Here is a 17,406-nt window from a genome sequence, read left to right on the forward strand (position 1 = left end):
CTGTTGCCTGACATTGAGAAGAATCAAACCTGTGAACGCCCTTAAGCTGCAGACTGCGTGTTGACAGATAAAGGACACGATATGGATCATGCAGAAAGACAGACCGAAGCGCTTGCCTTTCTCAACAGCCTTCCGTCCGATGATCCGGCACGCCCAGATGTCGTTCGCATCGACACGCATGCGAACATCGTGTTTCTCGTGGGGCCCAAGGCCTACAAGGTCAAACGAGCTGTAAAGTTCCCTTTCCTGGACTATTCGACATTGGCGCTGCGCGAGGAGGCATGCAAAGCGGAAATCACGGTCAATCAGGCCAATGCTCCGCAAGTGTACCGGCGCGCATTGGCGATTACACGCCAAAGGGACGGGTCACTGGCCTTGGATGGCACCGGAGAGCCCGTCGAATGGGCTGTTGAAATGAACCGGTTCGAACGCCGGGACGAGCTGGACATCTTGGCCAAGATCACCCTTTTCTCTAACGATCTTTGTGACAAGCTGTCTCAGATGATGGTCGATGCGCATACAAATGCCCCCCTTCGCAAAGGCGATGACTTTTTCGCAGAACTGGCGTCTTACGTAGAGCAAAATGACGCTGCTTTCCGGGAACATCCGGACCTGTTCCCGCCGGACGACGTTCAACACCTGACGCTAGCCTCGCGTACTGCGCTCTCCTCAATTCACGATCTGATCCTGAGACGAGGGGAAATGGGCTTTGTCCGACGCTGTCATGGCGACGCACACCTGCGGAACATCGTTTTGATCGACGATGCTTTGGTCTTGTTCGATGCCGTGGAGTTTTCCGATGCCATCGCGACGAATGACGTCTTGTACGATCTGGCGTTCTTGTTGATGGATCTCTGGGAGCGTGGACAACAGTCGGCCGCCAATCGGGTCTTCAACCGGTATCTGGACTTGAGCAATCTGCCCGAACACATTGAGGGTTTGGCCGCGCTCCCCTTCTACATGATGATGCGCGCGGCAATCCGTTCCAAGATCGCAGCGGCTTCCGCGCTCAATCAGGCAGATCCTGTCACGAAAGAACATCAGCAAAACCAAGCGAAAGAATACTTCGGCTATGCCTTGGCTTTCCTGGAGCCTACGCCGACAAAACTGATCGCTATCGGCGGGTTGTCCGGCACCGGAAAAACCACCGTTGCCTATGGGCTCGCTCCTGATGTCGGTCGCGCCCCAGGTGCGCGGGTCCTGCGAACCGACGTCAAGCGCAAACGTCTTCTCGGACTTTCCGAAACAGAAAAAGCCCCACCAAGCGCCTACACGCAAGAAGCGTCGGACAAAGTCTACCAGGCAATAGACGGCGATATGCAAGCTGTGCTGGCTGCCGGTCATTCTGCGATTTTCGACGCAGTGTTTGCATCGGAGACGGAACGGGACGCGATCGAGACGATTGCCGGCCGTGTCGAATCCGAGTTTCACGGGATCTGGCTTGATGCTAATCCCGATACGCTCAAAAGCCGCGTTGCCGCCCGGGCGGGCGATGCATCGGATGCAACGACCGAAATTGTCGACCGGCAACTGACCTATGATATTGGTGCCATGACCTGGGAAACGATCGACGCCGGCGGCACGGAACAGATAACGCTGGAGCGGGCCAAGTCCGTGATCTAGATCCCGGCTGCCCGCATTCCGGCAGCAGCTGCCGCGGCGCAGAAAACAGCGATGTATTCCTTGCGAAGCTTGATCTGCGCAGCAGCTGCAACGATGAGGCAGAGACCCACCGCAAGTCCGCCCTGCAACACGATTGGCAAGATGGTCGACACAATGATCGCGCCGGGCAGAGCTTCAAGTCCGCGGCGAACCCGTTGGGTCAAAGGCAGACGGCCCATGACCCAATACCCACCGGCACGCAAGATATATGTAGCAACGGTCATGCCGAGTACTGCAAGCACAAACATTGCGTCTGCGGAAAACATACCCTCAGTCATCGAGATAAGCCCCCGCCAGTGCCCCGGCTATTGCACCGGTGAAAATGCTCCAATACCCGCCGACCAAAGCCCATGTCGTCGTGGCAACTGCCCCTGCAACCAGCCAGCTGACGGTCTGGCGCTTGCCCTTCCAAAGTGGAACCAAGAGAGCGGCGAAGAAAGCAGGCAAAATGACGTCCAGGCCGAAGGCTTTGGGATCAGAAATAAGGCTTCCCGCAAAATAGCCGGGGATGACAGACAGTGACCACACAGTCCAGGTGAATAGACCGCTGCCGAGATAGACACCCCAGTCCCGGGTCCCCTTCTCGTATTCAGAAAGAGAAATGAGCCAGTTCAAATCGGTCAGGAAATAAAGGGCTGGGTAGGTCTTGTAGGCTGGCACCTGTCCAAGCCACGGACGCAGGCTGGCGCCGATCAACAACATCCTCATGTTCACGGCGGCGGTCACACCGACCATTGCGATCAGCGTGCCCCAGGTCAGGGGGTCACTGTAAACTTCCATCGCAACGAATTGGCTGGCTCCAGCAAAAACCAGCGAATTAATCATGATTGTTTCCAGAAAAGTCAGGCCCTTTTGTGCCGCAACGGTTCCAAAAACGACGCCCAGCGCGACCACACCGGGAAACCCCGGCAAACAAAGCAAAGCCCCCTGCACACAGCCCTTAAAGCTGAGGGTAACATTACGTTCCAACATAAACTTCCTATTGCCAGCCAGCGCTGATCATTGGTGAACATCTTTCCATCATTATCCCTGATCCGCTTGGAGAGAACCAATGAAAGTTGTTCATCAACTTGATCAACAAATTTGCTGAATTCGCCGGATCACATCATGACATCGTAGATCATGCGCAGGCCGGTAAAGCCGAGAAACAATGCAAAGATCAGTTTGAGTTTGGAAGGATCAATCGCATGCGCAATTTTCGCCCCAAGCGGCGCGGCGAAGGTTGACGCGGGTATGATCAAGAAGAACCCGATCAGGTTTACATAGCCGAGCGACAAGGGGGGGAGACCTTCTGCGCCCCAGCCAAAAAAGATCGACATTAATGTGCCTGGAACCGCGATGATAAGCCCAATTGCAGCGGCGGTGCCGACAGCCTTGCGGATCGGATAATTGAACAATGTCAATGTCGGAACGCCGAGGGTCCCGCCGCCAATCCCCATCATCACCGAGATACCACCAATCAGGAATCCAAGCAGTTCCTTGATTGGAGATCCCGGCAGTTTGTCCGCAAGTGCCGAGCCTTCTTTGCGCAACAACATGTTGGCCGAGACCAAAAGAGCGACCACGCCGAAAACCAGGGTCAGCGCACCGCCGGACATGTTTCCGGCAATCATTGCACCTGAAATCACACCGATGGCGATGGCCCACCACCAGCGTTTAAGAAGGTCAATATCGACACTGCCGCGGTTGTAATGTGCCCGTGCGGAAGAGGTACCAGTTGCCAAAATAGTTGCAAGGGAGGTCCCAACAGCCACATGCATCAGGATTGCGGGATCGATCTTCAGGGCAGTGAACATGTAATAGAGCACCGGGACGATCACGATGCCGCCACCAACGCCAAGGAGGCCTGCAATGATCCCGGCGACAAGGCCGGTCGCAAGCAACGCACCCGCCAGCAAGGCGAGCGAAACAAAACTGAGATCTTCCACGTGGGCTCCTTGTCGTATTTCAGCGCGGATATCGGAGATCGAAATTGATGCCGCCGGTCAATTGGTTCGCAGCGCGCACAATAGTCCGCTTCTTGAAAAACAAAAGACCACAACAGCGTTGCCTTTGCGGAACAGGTTCCTGTTCGCCCCATCAACCACCGATGCAGTTTGGCAACACTGAAAAAACTGACTGCAAGCCGGTTTCGTTTTTCCTTGCAGCTTCCCTCTTCAGCACCTCTAGATTGATGGATTTTACAAGGAGGCCCAATGCAGTCACATCACTTGGCGGTTTACACATTCAATCAGTTCATCGCTCCCTATCAATCAGAATCAATAAGAGGCTTTCGTGATGCCGAGCCGGGCGCGTTCGCGGAAATGGACCGCGCGAGCGGTTTCATCGCGCGCTCAGGATACGAGGGCGAGGAAGGGCCGATGAGCTGGGGACCGCAGGTCTTTCCCAAATGCTGGGAGAACAGCAATGGTGACGGATGGGCACCCTCCACACTGTCTGTCTGGGAGACGATCGAGGCCCTCATGGCGGCGACTTACCATGGACACGCCTACCGGCAGGGCAGCAAATGGCACCTCGCAAGACCCGTTGTCCCGGAATATGTCTTGTGGTGGGTTCCCGCTGGTCACCAGCCGGATTGGACGGAAGCAGTCAGCCGATTTGAAGATTTAATGGACAACGGACCAAACGACAGGGCGTTTTCGTTCAGAAAAGCCTTTGCTCCGGATGGCCAAGCCGTCAAACCGGATGCGGCGCGGGTGAAGGCCATCGCAAGGGAAAACCAGGCCCTTGCTGATAACGAGTGATGCCATCAGCAAGTCATTTGATTGTTCAATAAATGATGACTAATCGTTAAACGTTCGGCTCATTGTATAAAACAATACTCATGACGATCTTAGCCCCAGCAGCGCGGGACATCCCCGCCAAAGTTTGAAAAGGATCGTCACCATGTCCCAGATTTATCGCGCCTCTGACGCCCGCGGCGATGCCGACTTCGGTTGGCTGAAAAGCAAACACACTTTTTCGTTCGGCTCCTACTTCGACCCGAATTACATCGGTTTCGGCGCGCTGCGCGTGATCAACGAAGACCGGGTTGCACCGTCAGCAGGCTTTCCGACTCATCCGCATGAGAACATGGAGATCATCTCCTATGTTGTCTCCGGCGGGCTGGAGCACAAAGACAGCATTGGGACCGGCTCCGTCATTCGCCCCGGCGAACTTCAACGCATGACAGCCGGAACCGGCGTCCGTCACAGCGAGTACAACGCCTCCGACACGGATCCGGTCCACTTCCTGCAAATCTGGATTGTACCAGAGCAGGATGGCCTCGCGCCGAGCTATGACCAAAAGGCGTTCCCGATTGAAGAGCGGCAGAATGCACTGAGGCTGATCGGGTCCCGTGATGGCCGTGAGGGATCGCTCGTAATTCATCAGGACCTTGATCTTTACGGGTCGCTGCTTTCCGCCGATCGCAGCCTTGCGTTCGATACTCGCCCGGGCAGAAAGGTATGGCTGCAGGTTGTCAAGGGCGCACTGAGTGTCAACGGACAACAGCTCAATGCTGGCGATGGGCTGGGTGTCCTGGAGCAAGGCGCGCTTTCGTTGAGTGCGCAGCAAGACTCTGAATTCTTGTTGTTCGATTTGGCCGCCTAACTGCCCTACATCTCAAAGTGCGCGCAGAGGTTACTCTGCGCGCCTGTTTTCAAGGAGTTTATGATGTCGCACACTGCCGAAATCACAATCACGCTGACGAAAGACGGCGCAAAGGGGCGCTACGTTGCATCGGTGGCCGGCATTGACGAGCCGGCAGAGCTGACCTTTTCGATCGTAAGTGAACATATGATCATTGCCGATCATACCGGCGTTCCCGACAGCATGCGGGGCATGGGCGTTGGAAAGGCGCTCGTGGAGCGGCTCGTGGCAGATGCGCGGGAAAACAGCATCAAGATCGTGCCACTGTGTCCGTATGTGAATGCGCAGAGACAAAAACATCCGGAATGGGCGGATGTCTTTCAAGGCTGACCTTAGTTAGACGATCGTGGAGCGGACATGTCAGCGTCCTCCTGAATAACCACATTGGTGGGGACGCCGCAGCCGCGTAAGGTGTAGAGCGAATCTGTCAAAAGATCGCCAGCCTTGTCAAACGCGGCTGCGGTAATGTCTGGCCCCGCAGACCGGATGCCATCGGCGGCCTGGCGTAAACCGACAAGATTGGCATTGAGCTCGCTCAGCTGGCGGCGGAGCGCAGCATCCGATACCTCTCCCCTGTCATTCAAGCGCTCGGCAATCTCGCTGAGCCTGGCATCCAAGCTTTCCAGATTGTTCTTGAACTCGGCCGGCGTGACCTGCAAACGAGCAAGTGTCGCGCCAGTCACGGCTCCCGCCACCCGCGTGCCTGTTTCTTCGACCTTATTCATTACAAAAATAGCCAGCACACAGGCCACGATGATCAAAACAGCTGTTGCGTTGATCAAGGCTAGGAGCAAATTCCCCGGCAACCGGATCAATCTACCCCACAATCCCAGCCGTTCCTTCGCCATAATACTCACTCCCCGAAAATCTGATGAACGGACACGCATATGGCCGCCGCATCTCAAAAATCAGATGCAAGCTAGCACGCTTCCGTTAATGGAGTTCTGAGACCCATCAGGGTATTGGGGGAGTCAATTTGTGTGTGGGAGAGAAGTGGTACAGACGAGTGGATTCGAACCACCGACCTTCGGAGCCACAATCCGACGCTCTAACCAACTGAGCTACGTCTGCACAAGGTCTTTAAATTGGCACGGGGCGAACTTCCCGTCCACCAATTTCAAGGGCGTCTTCTAACGCCGTTTTGCCAGACCGGCAAGCGTCAATTTTCAGAAATTTTTGCTTGTTGAAAAGCAAATGCCCGGAGCTTTCAGCTCCGGGCACAATACGCTGTCCAGGCACCATGTGCCGATAGACTTAGTTTACCTTCATGTCTTTGAAGGATTTTTCCATGGCTTCTTTAACCGGAGCGGAAACGTCGGTGCCCAGCTTGGTTGCCAGTTCCTGCATTTCCTTGCTCTGAGTGCTGAGGCTGTCGAACTGCTGACGTGCAAACGTTGACTGCAGCTCGATGGCTTCTGCCAGGGTCTTCACGGACATGATGTCCTTCATAAAGGTGAAGGCGGCGTCGGCGTTGACTTTGGCGGCATCAACAGCCTTGTGGTTGAATTCGACAACGCCCTGACGGGAAGTCTCGAAAGTGTCTTCCATCAGATCGGTCGCATCTTCAGCGGCAGTCTTGACCTTTGCGTAGGTGTCACGTGCGCTCTCGATGCTCTTTTCGGTTGCTTCACGGAAAGCAGCCGGAACTTCCATTTTCGGCATTGCGAAAGCTTCGAAGTCCGGGAAAGCAGCAGCCGGAGCGGCTTTGGCTTTGGTTGTGCGGGCTTTTGAAGCTGTTTTGGTAGCAGTTGTCGTGTCAGTCATGATCTCATCTCCTAGAGTTCGGATGCGATCATTGGTAATTTTGATCTCCGCCGGTCATCTTCCGACGGACCCTGTCGTCATCCGCATTCCCTACATAGGATATCTTTTGCTGCATTGCAATATTTTTTTGCAGTGCACAATAAACTTTCCGCTGCGTCCCCGGGCGTTTTTGCCTTGTCGGTGGCTCGTGCGCGACTAAAGGTGTGAGGCCGCTCCAAGACACAACATTGTCGATTTTGGAAATCTCATATTTCAACAAGCGAGGCCAAGCGAGTGCAGCCGCATGAGCCAAACATCGACTGGCACAGATAATCTGTGCCAGATCCGATCACTTTCCTACATGTTAGATCAGTCTTTTTGAGCGGCCTTCGTGGCTTCGGAGACTGCTTTAGTCGCGGAATTGGAGAACTCCCTGGCTTGTTCGCCGAGCGACTCCATTTGGGTCCGCAAATAGTCCTGCTGCAGCTTCATCATGTCTTCGACATTCGAAGCCTTCACCAGTTCTTGGGCAAACTTGAAAGCCGCATCGACATGCTCTTCTGCATATCCAAGCGCCTTTTTGTTGACATCAGCCGCCTCTGCCTGAACGACATTTGCGCTTTCTTCCACATTGCTCACTGCCTTGTGGGTGGCGCCCATAAAATCGTCAAAAGCCTTGCGCGCTTGGTCAACGCTCTTTTCGGCAAAGTCACGCATCTGTTCTGGCACTTCAAAGCCGGTTTTGTCAGCAGTCATCATCGCGCTCCTTGGATATCGAAAATGAATAGGAAATGTTCTCGTGAGATATTTCCATGCCAAAAATTCGTAACATGCATATGGCAGTGCCGCAAATTCGCACCTGCCGATTAACCACGCCTTCATGTAACCCCTTTAGCAACCATGCTTATCGTGGACGGTGACGCTGTTTCCCGGTATTAACAGAGTGTTAACGCTGCTGAAAAATGCTGGGTTATAGCGTCGTGCGCCCGGTGCCACTTGATCCTTTGGAGCAGAGCATGGACCATCAGACCCGTACCTTTCTAGACCTGACAGGCACGACCGACCTGGTCGAGCTTGTGGCGGATCGGCGCGCAGCCTGGTTATGGTCATCTGACGGCGGCCGCGTCTTGTGGGCGAATGCCGCTGGTGCAGCATTCTTCTCAGCGGACTCCGTTTCTGCGTTGGCGAACTTGAATTCGCTCGAGCGCTCACCGGCCCGCCCGCACATTGCGCGTATCGCGGCCTCCGGATTTGAAGATCGGTTCAGCATCGACCGGCTGCGCTTTTATCGTGGCCTGCGCGTGATGCTCCTCACCTGTCAGTGTAAAAAGGTTGTTCTTGAGGACGGATCGGCAGCAGCCCTCATAATTTGTGCTGACAAAGGCTTCTCGACAACTAAGGACCCGGTCGTGACCTTCGCTCAGCTTGTGAGCAACAGCGACGTAACTGTGTTCGTCACCGACAGAGGCCTTGTCTCTGCGAACTATGGGTCTTTGACCGGTACACCGGAGGACATTGCCCCGCTGGACGGACATAACGCTGTGTTCGGCCCGATTGAACTTGATGGCGCACTGCACGATGGCGCGCTTTTTCAACTCTCCGAAGACCAGAAACTGATCGCCTTGAACAATGAGCGGATCGAGACGCCAGAGGTTGAAGGGCCAGAAGTTGATGCAGCGCCCTTGGACATTTCTTCAGATGAAGTTGATGTCACGACTGACCCGGCAGGATCTGTGTGGGCGCGCGCAGATGTACTCGAGGAAGCTGCAGAAGCGCTGCCTTCCATGGCTGCGGCAGATCCCGAAGACAAAACTGCAGAAACCCAAGACAACCTTGAGATAGCCACTGACGCCGCTGCCGAGGGCCCTGATAGCGAAGCCGAGGCTGTCCAGCCCCCCGCAGATGGGGACGACCAGGCGCAGGAACCTGCAGATACTGCGGATAAAGCTGCCCTGATAGACAGCGCCCCCGCGTTGGGGGCACCGGAAGATCTTGATGCAAGCTCCAATGCACCAGAGAATGGTCCTGCTGCGGATGAGGAAGAACCCGAATTCGTATTCCAGCCTGGCCGGCGTCCTGTCCGCTTTGCTTGGAAGATGGACATCAGCCAGCGTTTTACGTTCCTCTCCGACGAGTTTGCCAACGTTGTCGGACCAGCCAGCGCGGATATTGTCGGACTGACCTGGGCCGAGGTTGCCAACCGGTTTGATCTCGACCCGCGCGGCAGCATCGCGAGAGCGCTTGACCGCCGCGACACATGGAGCGGCAAGACCGTTGACTGGCCAGTCACGGACGCTGCCCTGCGCGTCCCCGTTGACATGGCGGCACTTCCGGCTTTTGACCGTAACCGGACTTTCGAAGGCTACCGCGGGTTTGGTGTTTGCCGTGCGGCCGATGCCAAACCCGGCGCAAGGATCGCCGCGCTCAGCCCCGCTATGGCTGCGTTTGACGAGCATTTGGACGATGGGCAATCTGAAGCTGACGAAGAAGATGCTCACGCATCAAATGAAACCGAACCGGTTGATGATCATCATGAGGTTGTTGACAAGCATTCGGTTGAGGAATCCGAGGTTTCTGAAATCGAAGCCCCGCCCGTCCCGGCAGCGGAAGACCTGAAACCCAAGCAACCGGACGCTTTGGCTGGAAAGATGGCAATTGGTGCGAGCGCGGCAGCGTTGGTTGGCTCCCTGTCACGCTTCTCGGATGGCTCCGCGCAAACGTCCTCCGAACCACACACACCGGCTATGGCAGAAGAAGCAGTCGACCAGTCTGCAAGCCTATCAGACGAGCCGCTGTCGGACGAACAAACGACCATTGACGATACTGCGGAGGAGCCGAACTCGCCTCTTGAAGCTGCCATGAAAATGGACGCAGCGCTCCAACAGGGCGTGTCCGGCAATGTTCTCGACCTGGAAACGCCGGAAATCGACAGCGACATTGAGAAAGTAGCTGACGACGACGGTACGAATAGCCCGTCAGAAGCGGTCAAAGCAAACAGTGCGTCTGCGCAGGAACCAGAGATCGCAGATCTCCGGAAGCCCGAAGCTGCAGAAACCATTCAGCATGTGGTAGCCGGCTCAGTATCCGATGAGGCACCAGAACCTGCAGGTATTTCAGGGCCAGCCCCGCTTGACGCCTCAGAGATCGAAACGGCTGTCCGCTCGCTTCAGAAGTCATTCAAGAAAGAACGCCAACCCGCAGCGGAACAGGATCTCTTTGCTGAGGCCGAGACGGAAATTCCGGCGACAGATCGAGACGTCAACGAAGATACGGCTGCAGAAACGGTCGACGCCGGCAGCGATAACCTCGAAGAGGCTGTCGATGAGGTGGCAAATGTTGAGGTTGCTGCCGAAGACGATGAAGCAGATGAAGCCAACTTCGATGCCGGTCTTTTGAGCACTGATCTGGAAGAAAACGAAGAGCGTGAGTTTTTTGAGGAAACTGCCGCCTTTGAAGCCGAAGAACTCGCGGCCGAGTTTGAGGAAGATCTCAAGGCGACCGACACCGCCGAAATCCTGAAACCAGAGCCTTCTTCCGACAATGTCATCCCGCTTGCAACAGTCAACCCGCGCGTTGTTCCGGTCGATACAACCGGTCTCTCGCGTCCGGAACGTCAAGCGTTCCGTAAGATCGCCGAAGCGCTTGGTGCCCGGCTGGAAGGCGACCTCGAAGGCTGGGATGAACCGGATGCGGATGAAACTGACAACCGCGAAGAAGATCTTCCCGATCTGCCGCCGGAAGTGCCCGAAGCTGGACCAATTGATCCGAGTCTTTTGGATCGGCTGCCAATCGGCATCGCTATCGCACATGACCGGGACGTGCTTTACGCTAACAAGGCGCTCTTGAGCATCTTGGGATATGGCGCGATCAGTGAGTTGACCGAAGCGGGCGGCCTTGAAGCTCTGTTCATTGACGAGGCCGAAGATTTGCCGGATGCAGACGGCATGGTAGGCGAACTCGACGAAACCATGAAAGTCAGGCTCGCGGATGGCGGCGTGCGCTCAGTGGATGCCCACATGCACTCCGTACCTTGGAACGGAAGCCGCGGTCTCATGATTTCGATCACCGAACGGTTCAACAAGCCTGCACCGGCGGCTTCAGAAGGAGCAGCGCCGAATTTCTTCAAAGAAGTCCGCAGCGAACTGGATGGTGCCCGGACGCAAATCTCCGAGATGGAAACCATCCTCGAAACCGCCACCGACGGTGTTCTTGTGCTGGATGAGCGTGGCACAATCTTGAAGGTCAACGGATCCGCGGAGGCCCTGTTCAGCGCCAGCCGCGGCGAGATGATTGGTTCTCCGTTCATCGAGTTCCTCGCACCGGAAAGCCATCGTTCCGCCGAAGATTATCTAGACGGCCTGGCGCGCAACGGCGTTGCCAGCATCTTGAATGATGGCCGGGAAGTCTTGGGCAAGGTGCCAACCGGTGGTTTGATCCCGCTGTTCATGACAATGGGCCGGATCGGCGACAAGGACGATACAAAATTCTGCGTGGTTCTACGAGACATCACCCAATGGAAAACTGCCGAAGAAGAACTGACACAAGCCAAGCGTCAGGCCGAAAATGCCAGCTCCCAGAAATCCGACTTTCTGGCCAAGATCAGCCACGAAATCCGGACGCCGCTCAACGCGATTATCGGCTTCTCCGAAGTGATGATGGAAGAACGGTTCGGTCCGATCGGCAACGACCGGTACAAGGATTACCTGAAGGACATTCGGACTTCGGGCTCGCATATCATGAGCCTGATCAATGATCTTCTGGATCTTTCAAAGATCGAGGCCGGCAAACAGGATCTGAAATTCTCAGCCGTTTCCGCCAACGACATCATCAATGAGTGCGTCGCTCTCATGCAGCCGCAAGCGAACCGCGAACGGGTCATCATTCGGGCCAGCCTGCCGGATGCAGTACCGAATATTGTGGCCGATCCGCGTTCCTTGCGTCAGATCGTACTGAACCTGCTCTCAAACGGGATCAAATACAACAAGTCCGGTGGACAAGTGATTTTGTCGACCACACTGGAACCTAATGGCGAAGTCTCCATCCGTGTCCGTGACACTGGCTCGGGGATGAACCCAAAGCAGCTGGCCGCCGCTTTGGAACCATTCCGCCAGGTCCATACGGCCCGCCGTGGCGGCGGTACCGGGCTGGGTCTGCCATTGACCAAGGCATTGGCAGAAGCCAACCGGGCCCAGTTCCATATTGATTCCACGCCGGATCAGGGGACGCTGGTTGAGATCACATTTCCGACCGAACGGGTGCTGTCAGAATGACACGACCTCAACATAACTTGACCTTTTGGCTCTTATTTGCCAGTTAACACCACGCTTATCGGCATTGTGAGAGGCTTCGGCTGCACAAAACCAATGCTGCGTGAACCAGCAATCTCGAAGAGGTTGGTCAGGTTCAAGTAACGAAATAGCTTTCCGGCTGAGGTTAGATCCTGTCCAGTTCCACATTCAGCTTCAGTTTGTCGGCGACGAAGTGGTTCAGAACACGGTCTGCCATGGGCAGCCGAACGCTGATCATTTGCACGGTCATCATTGGCGCAATGTGTCTGTTGCCTATGATGGCGGTCGCGATCGCAGCAGCGCTTGGCTCCTTCGATACCCTGTCTCATCTGATCGACACGGTGCTGTTTCGGTACATGTTGACAACACTGGCGCTCATGGTGCTCGTGGCCGTCTTTACCGCGATCATCGGGACCGGCACGGCCTGGCTCGTGACCATGACACGGTTTCCAGGGGTTCGCTTCTTTGAGATATCACTGGCTCTTCCCTTCGCATTTCCGGCCTATGTCATGGGCTATGCCTATACCGACTTTCTGGATCATCCAGGCGTGGTCCAGACCTTCTTGCGCGATGTCACCGGATGGGGACCGCGGGACTACTGGTTCCCGGAAATTAGGAGCGTAGAAGGGGCGGCGCTGATGCTGACCCTGGTGCTCTATCCTTATGTTTATCTCTTGGCCCGCACAGCCTTCTTACAGGAATCCGCAACGGCGACGCTCGCAGCCCGGTCCCTCGGCCGCGGCCCGTGGGGCGCCTTCTGGACTGTCTCCCTGCCGATGGCCCGTCCGGCAATCGCCGGCGGCGTGCTTTTGGCGGTGATGGAGACCATCGCCGACTTCGGAACCGTGAGCTATTTCGGGATTCAGACGTTTGCGACCGGCATCTATACGAGTTGGTTTTCTCTTGCTGACCGCGGAGGTGCCGCCCAATTGGCGCTGTGTCTGCTTACATTCGCCTTATTCATCGCGATCCTGGAACGAATGCAGCGCGGCGCTTCGAAACACCATAACGCCGGCAAACGGATCGAACGAGTGCCGCCAACGCAGCTGACCGGCTGGGCAAAACTCGGCGCAATGGCCGCTTGCGGTGCGCCGGTGTTTTTTGGATTCATACTCCCACTGGTGCTCTTGTTCGAAATGAGCTTCGCGTCCGAGCAAGACTTGTTTTCCAGCAGATACATCGGCTTCATTACAAATTCGATCATCCTCGCCGGTGTTGCATCTATTGTGACGGTCCTTGCAGCCATGCTGGTTGCGTTCAACCTGCGCCTTAATCCGGGCAGGCTCTCGCTGTCAGCCGCGCATGTCAGCCGTATTGGCTATGCGGTTCCCGGCGGCGTGATCGCGGTCGGTCTGCTTGTTCCGTTTGCTGCACTTGACAATGGCATCGACGGTTTGATGCGCGACTGGTTCGGCATATCGACCGGACTTTTGTTCACCGGCACGATCACGGTGCTGGTTATGGCCTATATGGTCCGGTTCATGGCTGCGGCCCTCAACACGGTCGAAGCTGGGCTCTCGACGATACACCCGACGACCGATGCCGTTGCCCGGACGCTCGGGCGATCTCCGATGACCATGCTCTGGAGCGTCCATTTCCCAATTCTGCGCCCGACTGTCTTCACAGCAATGCTGATCGTTTTTGTGGACGTGATGAAGGAGCTGCCCGCGACCCTCATCATGCGCCCCTTCAACTTCGACACGCTTGCCGTTCAGGCTTACAGGCTGGCATCCGATGAGCGCTTGTCAGGTGCCGCGGTACCGTCGCTGGTAATCGTTGCTGTCGGATTGCTTCCCGTCATCCTGCTTTGCAAGGCTCTGGCACGGCGCCCAGGCCGGCAATCAAGCCGGCCTACTGCGGTCTAACCTTCTCAGTTTCAATGCTGGCCGCGCTAGATCCGGCCTGAACTCGCGCAGTCGATCCGTCGCGCCAAATGCCGAACGGAAAAACCCCTCCGCGCGGCTGCGCGAAGGGGCTCTGCTAAACTCACCTGCGTTGTGCAGGTGAACCTGTTATTTCCAGCCAGCTTCGTTGAGGAGTTTCTGGGCAGCCGGTACGTTTTCCGCGATTGCAGATGCATCCACATCATCCGGCTTGAAGAAACCAAGCTGAGCAACAGACGGGCTAATGCCGACGCCAGGGACAGCCGGATATTCGTCGTTACCGGCAGAGAAGTACTGCTGTGCCTGATCAGATGCCAGATACTCGAGGAACTTGATGGCGTTTTCCTTGTTCGGGGAGTGCTTGGCAACACCACCGCCGGAGAGGTTCATGTGCGCGCCAATATTGTCCTGGTTCGGGAAGACCCAGCCGATTTTGGCAACATCGTCAGACAGTCCCTTGACCGGCTTGCGAAGCGCACGGCCGAAGTAATAGGTGTTGGACATGGCGATCGCGCATTCACCGGAGACAATGCCGCGCAGCTGATCGGTGTCGCCGCCTTGCGGATCACGGGCAAAGTTGCCCACCACTGCTGTTGCCCAGTCTTTCACGGCCTCTTCACCGAGGTGCTCAATCAGAGCGGCCGTGATGGTCTGTGTGTAGACGTTGGACGATGAGCGGATACAGATCATGCCTTTGTATTTCGGATCTGCCAGATCCTGATAGGTCCGCGGCGGCTCAGCAACTTTCTCCTTGTCATAGAAGATGATGCGAGCGCGCTGGGAGAAGCCGAACCACTGATTGTCATCGTCCTGCACATAACCCGGCAGGCGCTGTTCCAGAACAGGAGACTCGACGGACTGAAGAAGGCCCATGCCCTTCGCGCGCTCAAGGCGTGACGTGTCGACAGTCAGCAGAATGTCGGCCGGGCTGTTTTGGCCCTCAGCTTCCATACGGGTCAGCAGTTCATCCGCTTTACCTTCGATGCGGTTGATCTTGATGCCGCTCTGTTCTTCGAAATCAGAGTACAGACGCTCGTCTGTATCGTAGTGGCGCGATGAATAGAGGTTCAGCTCACCGGTCGCCAAGGCAAGCGGGGATGATGCGATCAACAACGCAGCAGCCAGACCGGAGCGGGATACGGTTGAACGGAATGAAGGCATTTGGGCACTCCCTGTTATTTCGTTAGGACAAAACATGACCTGCGCTCTCAAGTATAGAAATCTGAGGCTGGGTCAAGTAAAATCGGAACCTAACATTCCAGTTTTTAAAATCCGCATTGAAACCAGGTTTGAAGGATCTGCCGGCCCCCTCTCCCTCGTTCCCGGTTTGCCAGCAGGAAGCAAATGACTAGACAGGCGCCTAGCGCATGTTTCCCGCACCCAACGCCTTGTTCTGCACGAAAATTGCACTCTACCCCGATCATTGTCCGCAAATGCACGGTTCCCGCAGAACAAATCGTTTATGAGTAAGCTAATATTTCATGAGGAGTACGACCGGTGACGACAAAGCTGCACGTCTATCAATCCATTGCCAGGGCGATCAAAGATCATGGCGTTGAAACCATGTTCGGCCTGATGGGCGATGCCAATCTGTTCATGGTCGACAGCTTTGTGCGGGATTGCGGTGGCCGCTTCGTTCCAGCCGCTCACGAAGGCAGTTCGGTCCTCATGGCTCTGGCCTACACCCATGTGAGCGGCGCAGTCGGCGTTGCAACAGTGACCCATGGCCCTGCCCTGACGAATTGTCTTACCGCGATCACGGAGGGTGTCCGCGGACATCTGCCAATCGTTCTGTTTGCCGGTGACACGCCAGCTGAAAACCCGCGGCACTTGCAAGGCATCGATCAGCGCGAGCTGATCAAGGCAACGGGCGCGGGTTTCGAGCAGCTGCGTACACCGGAGACGGTCGCCATGGATGTGGCGCGGGCCTTCTACCGCGCTCAGGTGGAACGCCGACCGATCATCTTGAACATGCCGGCAGATTTCATGTGGCAGGAAGCCGCTTTTGAAAAGCATATCCTGAACGTCTTTACAGCTCCAGGCGGTGTTGCCGAAGGCGGCATTCTTGATGAAGCCGTTGGCATGATCGCATCTGCACGCCGTCCAATGATCCTCGCCGGTGGAGGAGCTATTGATGCGCGGGACGAATTGATCAGACTCGCCGACCGGCTGGAAGCCCCGCTTGCAACGACCTTGAAAGCGAAGGGCCTCTTCCAGGACCATCCTTACAACATCGATATTTTCGGGACGCTCTCAACGCCAGCAGCCTACGATCTGATTGCACAAACAGACTGTATTGTCTGTTTCGGCACTGGTCTTCACGACTTCACAACCGACCGCGGCAAACTGATGAGGGACAAGCGGATTGTGCAAGTGGATGTCGAACCGACGGCCATCGGTGGCGCACTTCACCCGGACGCAGCACTTCTTGCTGATGCCGGGCTGACCGCCGAAACAATCCTATATTGGCTCAACGAGGCAGAAATTCCGGCAAGTGGCTTCACCCGCGAACTCGACACGGCCGCATTGACTGCACATCCGGTGGACAAGAAAACAACGGCTGACGGTTTCGTCAATTATGTCGGCGCCCTGGAGCGGTTTGAAGCTGCGCTCCCAAAAGACCGTGTTCTTGTCACCGATGGCGGGCGCTTCATGACAGAAGTCTGGTGCCGCATCTCCGCCCCGGATCCGAACAGTTTCGTGAACACGGCCAATTTCGGTTCCATTGGCCTTGGCCTTCAGGAAGCCATTGGCGCAGGGATCGCAGCCCCCGACCGGCCGGTTGTTCTGTTTACCGGCGATGGCGGCTTTATGATGGGCGGCATCAACGAGTTCAACACGGCCGTTCGCCTCGGGCTGGATCTTATCATCGTCGTGGCGAACGACTCTGCCTACGGCGCGGAACACATCCAGTTCCTCGATCGTCAAATGGACCCGAGCCTCACGACATTCCAGTGGCCGTCCTTCGCCGAGGTCGCGACATCGCTGGGCGGAACGGGCTATGAAGTCCGCTCGGATGACGAGCTTCAAACAGCGCTGAATGCACTGGAAAACCGCAAGGGACCGATCCTGATCGAGTTGCGGCTTGATCCACATGATGTGCCCCGCATGCGCATCTAATCGCACCTCCACTTGAGGGAAAAGATACCTGGGCATCATACCGGTTGGCGGGGAAAGGGACCGCCAACCGGCTTGACACC

14 protein-coding genes and 1 tRNA gene are annotated in these 17,406 nt (G+C 56.1%); 7 read left to right on the forward strand and 8 right to left on the reverse strand.

Translation table 11 applies throughout. The features are described from left to right. Nucleotides 1-81: 81 nt before the first annotated feature. On the forward strand, nucleotides 82-1,623 hold the full coding sequence (locus tag SADFL11_RS13805; protein ID WP_008192133.1) for a bifunctional aminoglycoside phosphotransferase/ATP-binding protein: 1,542 nt from the start codon (nucleotides 82-84) through the stop codon (nucleotides 1,621-1,623). Here the strand turns inward: SADFL11_RS13805 and SADFL11_RS13810 are convergent. From SADFL11_RS13810 to SADFL11_RS13820, 3 genes are all read right to left on the reverse strand, one after another. Next, nucleotides 1,620-1,940, reverse strand: coding sequence for an AzlD family protein (locus SADFL11_RS13810; protein ID WP_040451513.1), 321 nt, complete (start codon nucleotides 1,938-1,940; stop codon nucleotides 1,620-1,622). The genes SADFL11_RS13805 and SADFL11_RS13810 overlap by 4 nt on opposite strands. Further along, nucleotides 1,933-2,634: an AzlC family ABC transporter permease gene (locus SADFL11_RS13815; protein ID WP_040451511.1), complete on the reverse strand. Its 702-nt coding sequence runs from the start codon at nucleotides 2,632-2,634 to the stop codon at nucleotides 1,933-1,935. Before SADFL11_RS13815 ends, SADFL11_RS13810 begins: the two co-directional genes overlap by 8 nt. A 128-nt stretch (nucleotides 2,635-2,762) precedes the next feature. Further along, nucleotides 2,763-3,590, reverse strand: coding sequence for a sulfite exporter TauE/SafE family protein (locus SADFL11_RS13820; RefSeq protein ID WP_008196199.1), 828 nt, complete (start codon nucleotides 3,588-3,590; stop codon nucleotides 2,763-2,765). 267 nt (nucleotides 3,591-3,857) lie between these two features. Here SADFL11_RS13820 and SADFL11_RS13825 point away from each other — a divergent pair, with 267 nt between their 5' ends. The 3 genes from SADFL11_RS13825 (at nucleotide 3,858) to SADFL11_RS13835 (ending at nucleotide 5,622) form a co-directional block, all read left to right on the forward strand. Beyond that, entirely contained in the window at nucleotides 3,858-4,406 is a 549-nt protein-coding gene (locus SADFL11_RS13825) for a DUF3291 domain-containing protein (RefSeq protein WP_040451509.1), read from the forward strand. A 142-nt stretch (nucleotides 4,407-4,548) separates the two neighbouring features. Further along, nucleotides 4,549-5,253, forward strand: coding sequence for a pirin family protein (locus SADFL11_RS13830; RefSeq protein ID WP_040451507.1), 705 nt, complete (start codon nucleotides 4,549-4,551; stop codon nucleotides 5,251-5,253). Between the two features lie 63 nt (nucleotides 5,254-5,316). Continuing rightward, a complete protein-coding gene (locus tag SADFL11_RS13835; RefSeq protein WP_050776190.1) occupies nucleotides 5,317-5,622 on the forward strand; it encodes a GNAT family N-acetyltransferase in 306 nt (101 codons plus the stop codon). Nucleotides 5,623-5,624: 2 nt separating this feature from the next. Here SADFL11_RS13835 and SADFL11_RS13840 read toward each other — a convergent pair whose 3' ends face one another. From SADFL11_RS13840 to SADFL11_RS13855, 4 genes are all read right to left on the reverse strand, one after another. Beyond that, nucleotides 5,625-6,140 carry a hypothetical protein gene (locus tag SADFL11_RS13840; RefSeq protein WP_186009005.1) on the reverse strand — a complete coding sequence of 172 codons (516 nt, stop codon included), beginning with the start codon at nucleotides 6,138-6,140 and terminating at the stop codon, nucleotides 5,625-5,627. Nucleotides 6,141-6,286: 146 nt separating this feature from the next. Beyond that, nucleotides 6,287-6,363, reverse strand: a tRNA-His gene (locus tag SADFL11_RS13845). Between the two features lie 183 nt (nucleotides 6,364-6,546). Continuing rightward, nucleotides 6,547-7,056 (reverse strand): phasin family protein, encoded by a 510-nt coding sequence (locus SADFL11_RS13850; protein WP_008194226.1) that lies wholly within the window; start codon nucleotides 7,054-7,056, stop codon nucleotides 6,547-6,549. A gap of 348 nt (nucleotides 7,057-7,404) precedes the next feature. Further along, nucleotides 7,405-7,791: a phasin gene (locus tag SADFL11_RS13855; RefSeq protein ID WP_040452851.1), complete on the reverse strand. Its 387-nt coding sequence runs from the start codon at nucleotides 7,789-7,791 to the stop codon at nucleotides 7,405-7,407. A gap of 260 nt (nucleotides 7,792-8,051) precedes the next feature. Here SADFL11_RS13855 and SADFL11_RS25605 point away from each other — a divergent pair, with 260 nt between their 5' ends. Both SADFL11_RS25605 and SADFL11_RS13865 read left to right on the forward strand, forming a co-directional pair. Further along, complete coding sequence (locus SADFL11_RS25605) at nucleotides 8,052-12,305, forward strand: PAS domain-containing sensor histidine kinase (protein ID WP_008188614.1); 4,254 nt, start codon at nucleotides 8,052-8,054, stop codon at nucleotides 12,303-12,305. A 233-nt stretch (nucleotides 12,306-12,538) separates the two neighbouring features. Continuing rightward, nucleotides 12,539-14,188, forward strand: a complete 1,650-nt coding sequence (locus tag SADFL11_RS13865; protein WP_050776040.1) for an ABC transporter permease — start codon at nucleotides 12,539-12,541, stop codon at nucleotides 14,186-14,188. 147 nt (nucleotides 14,189-14,335) lie between these two features. Here the strand turns inward: SADFL11_RS13865 and SADFL11_RS13870 are convergent, their stop codons facing one another. Further along, nucleotides 14,336-15,367, reverse strand: coding sequence for a Fe(3+) ABC transporter substrate-binding protein (locus SADFL11_RS13870; protein ID WP_008192274.1), 1,032 nt, complete (start codon nucleotides 15,365-15,367; stop codon nucleotides 14,336-14,338). A gap of 336 nt (nucleotides 15,368-15,703) precedes the next feature. Here SADFL11_RS13870 and SADFL11_RS13875 point away from each other — a divergent pair, with 336 nt between their 5' ends. Further along, a complete protein-coding gene (locus tag SADFL11_RS13875) occupies nucleotides 15,704-17,326 on the forward strand; it encodes a thiamine pyrophosphate-binding protein (RefSeq protein ID WP_008195014.1) in 1,623 nt (540 codons plus the stop codon). Nucleotides 17,327-17,406: the final 80 nt, after the last annotated feature.

The sequence above is a fragment of the Roseibium alexandrii DFL-11 genome, assembly GCF_000158095.2.
Classification (GTDB): Bacteria; Pseudomonadota; Alphaproteobacteria; order Rhizobiales; family Stappiaceae; genus Roseibium; species Roseibium alexandrii.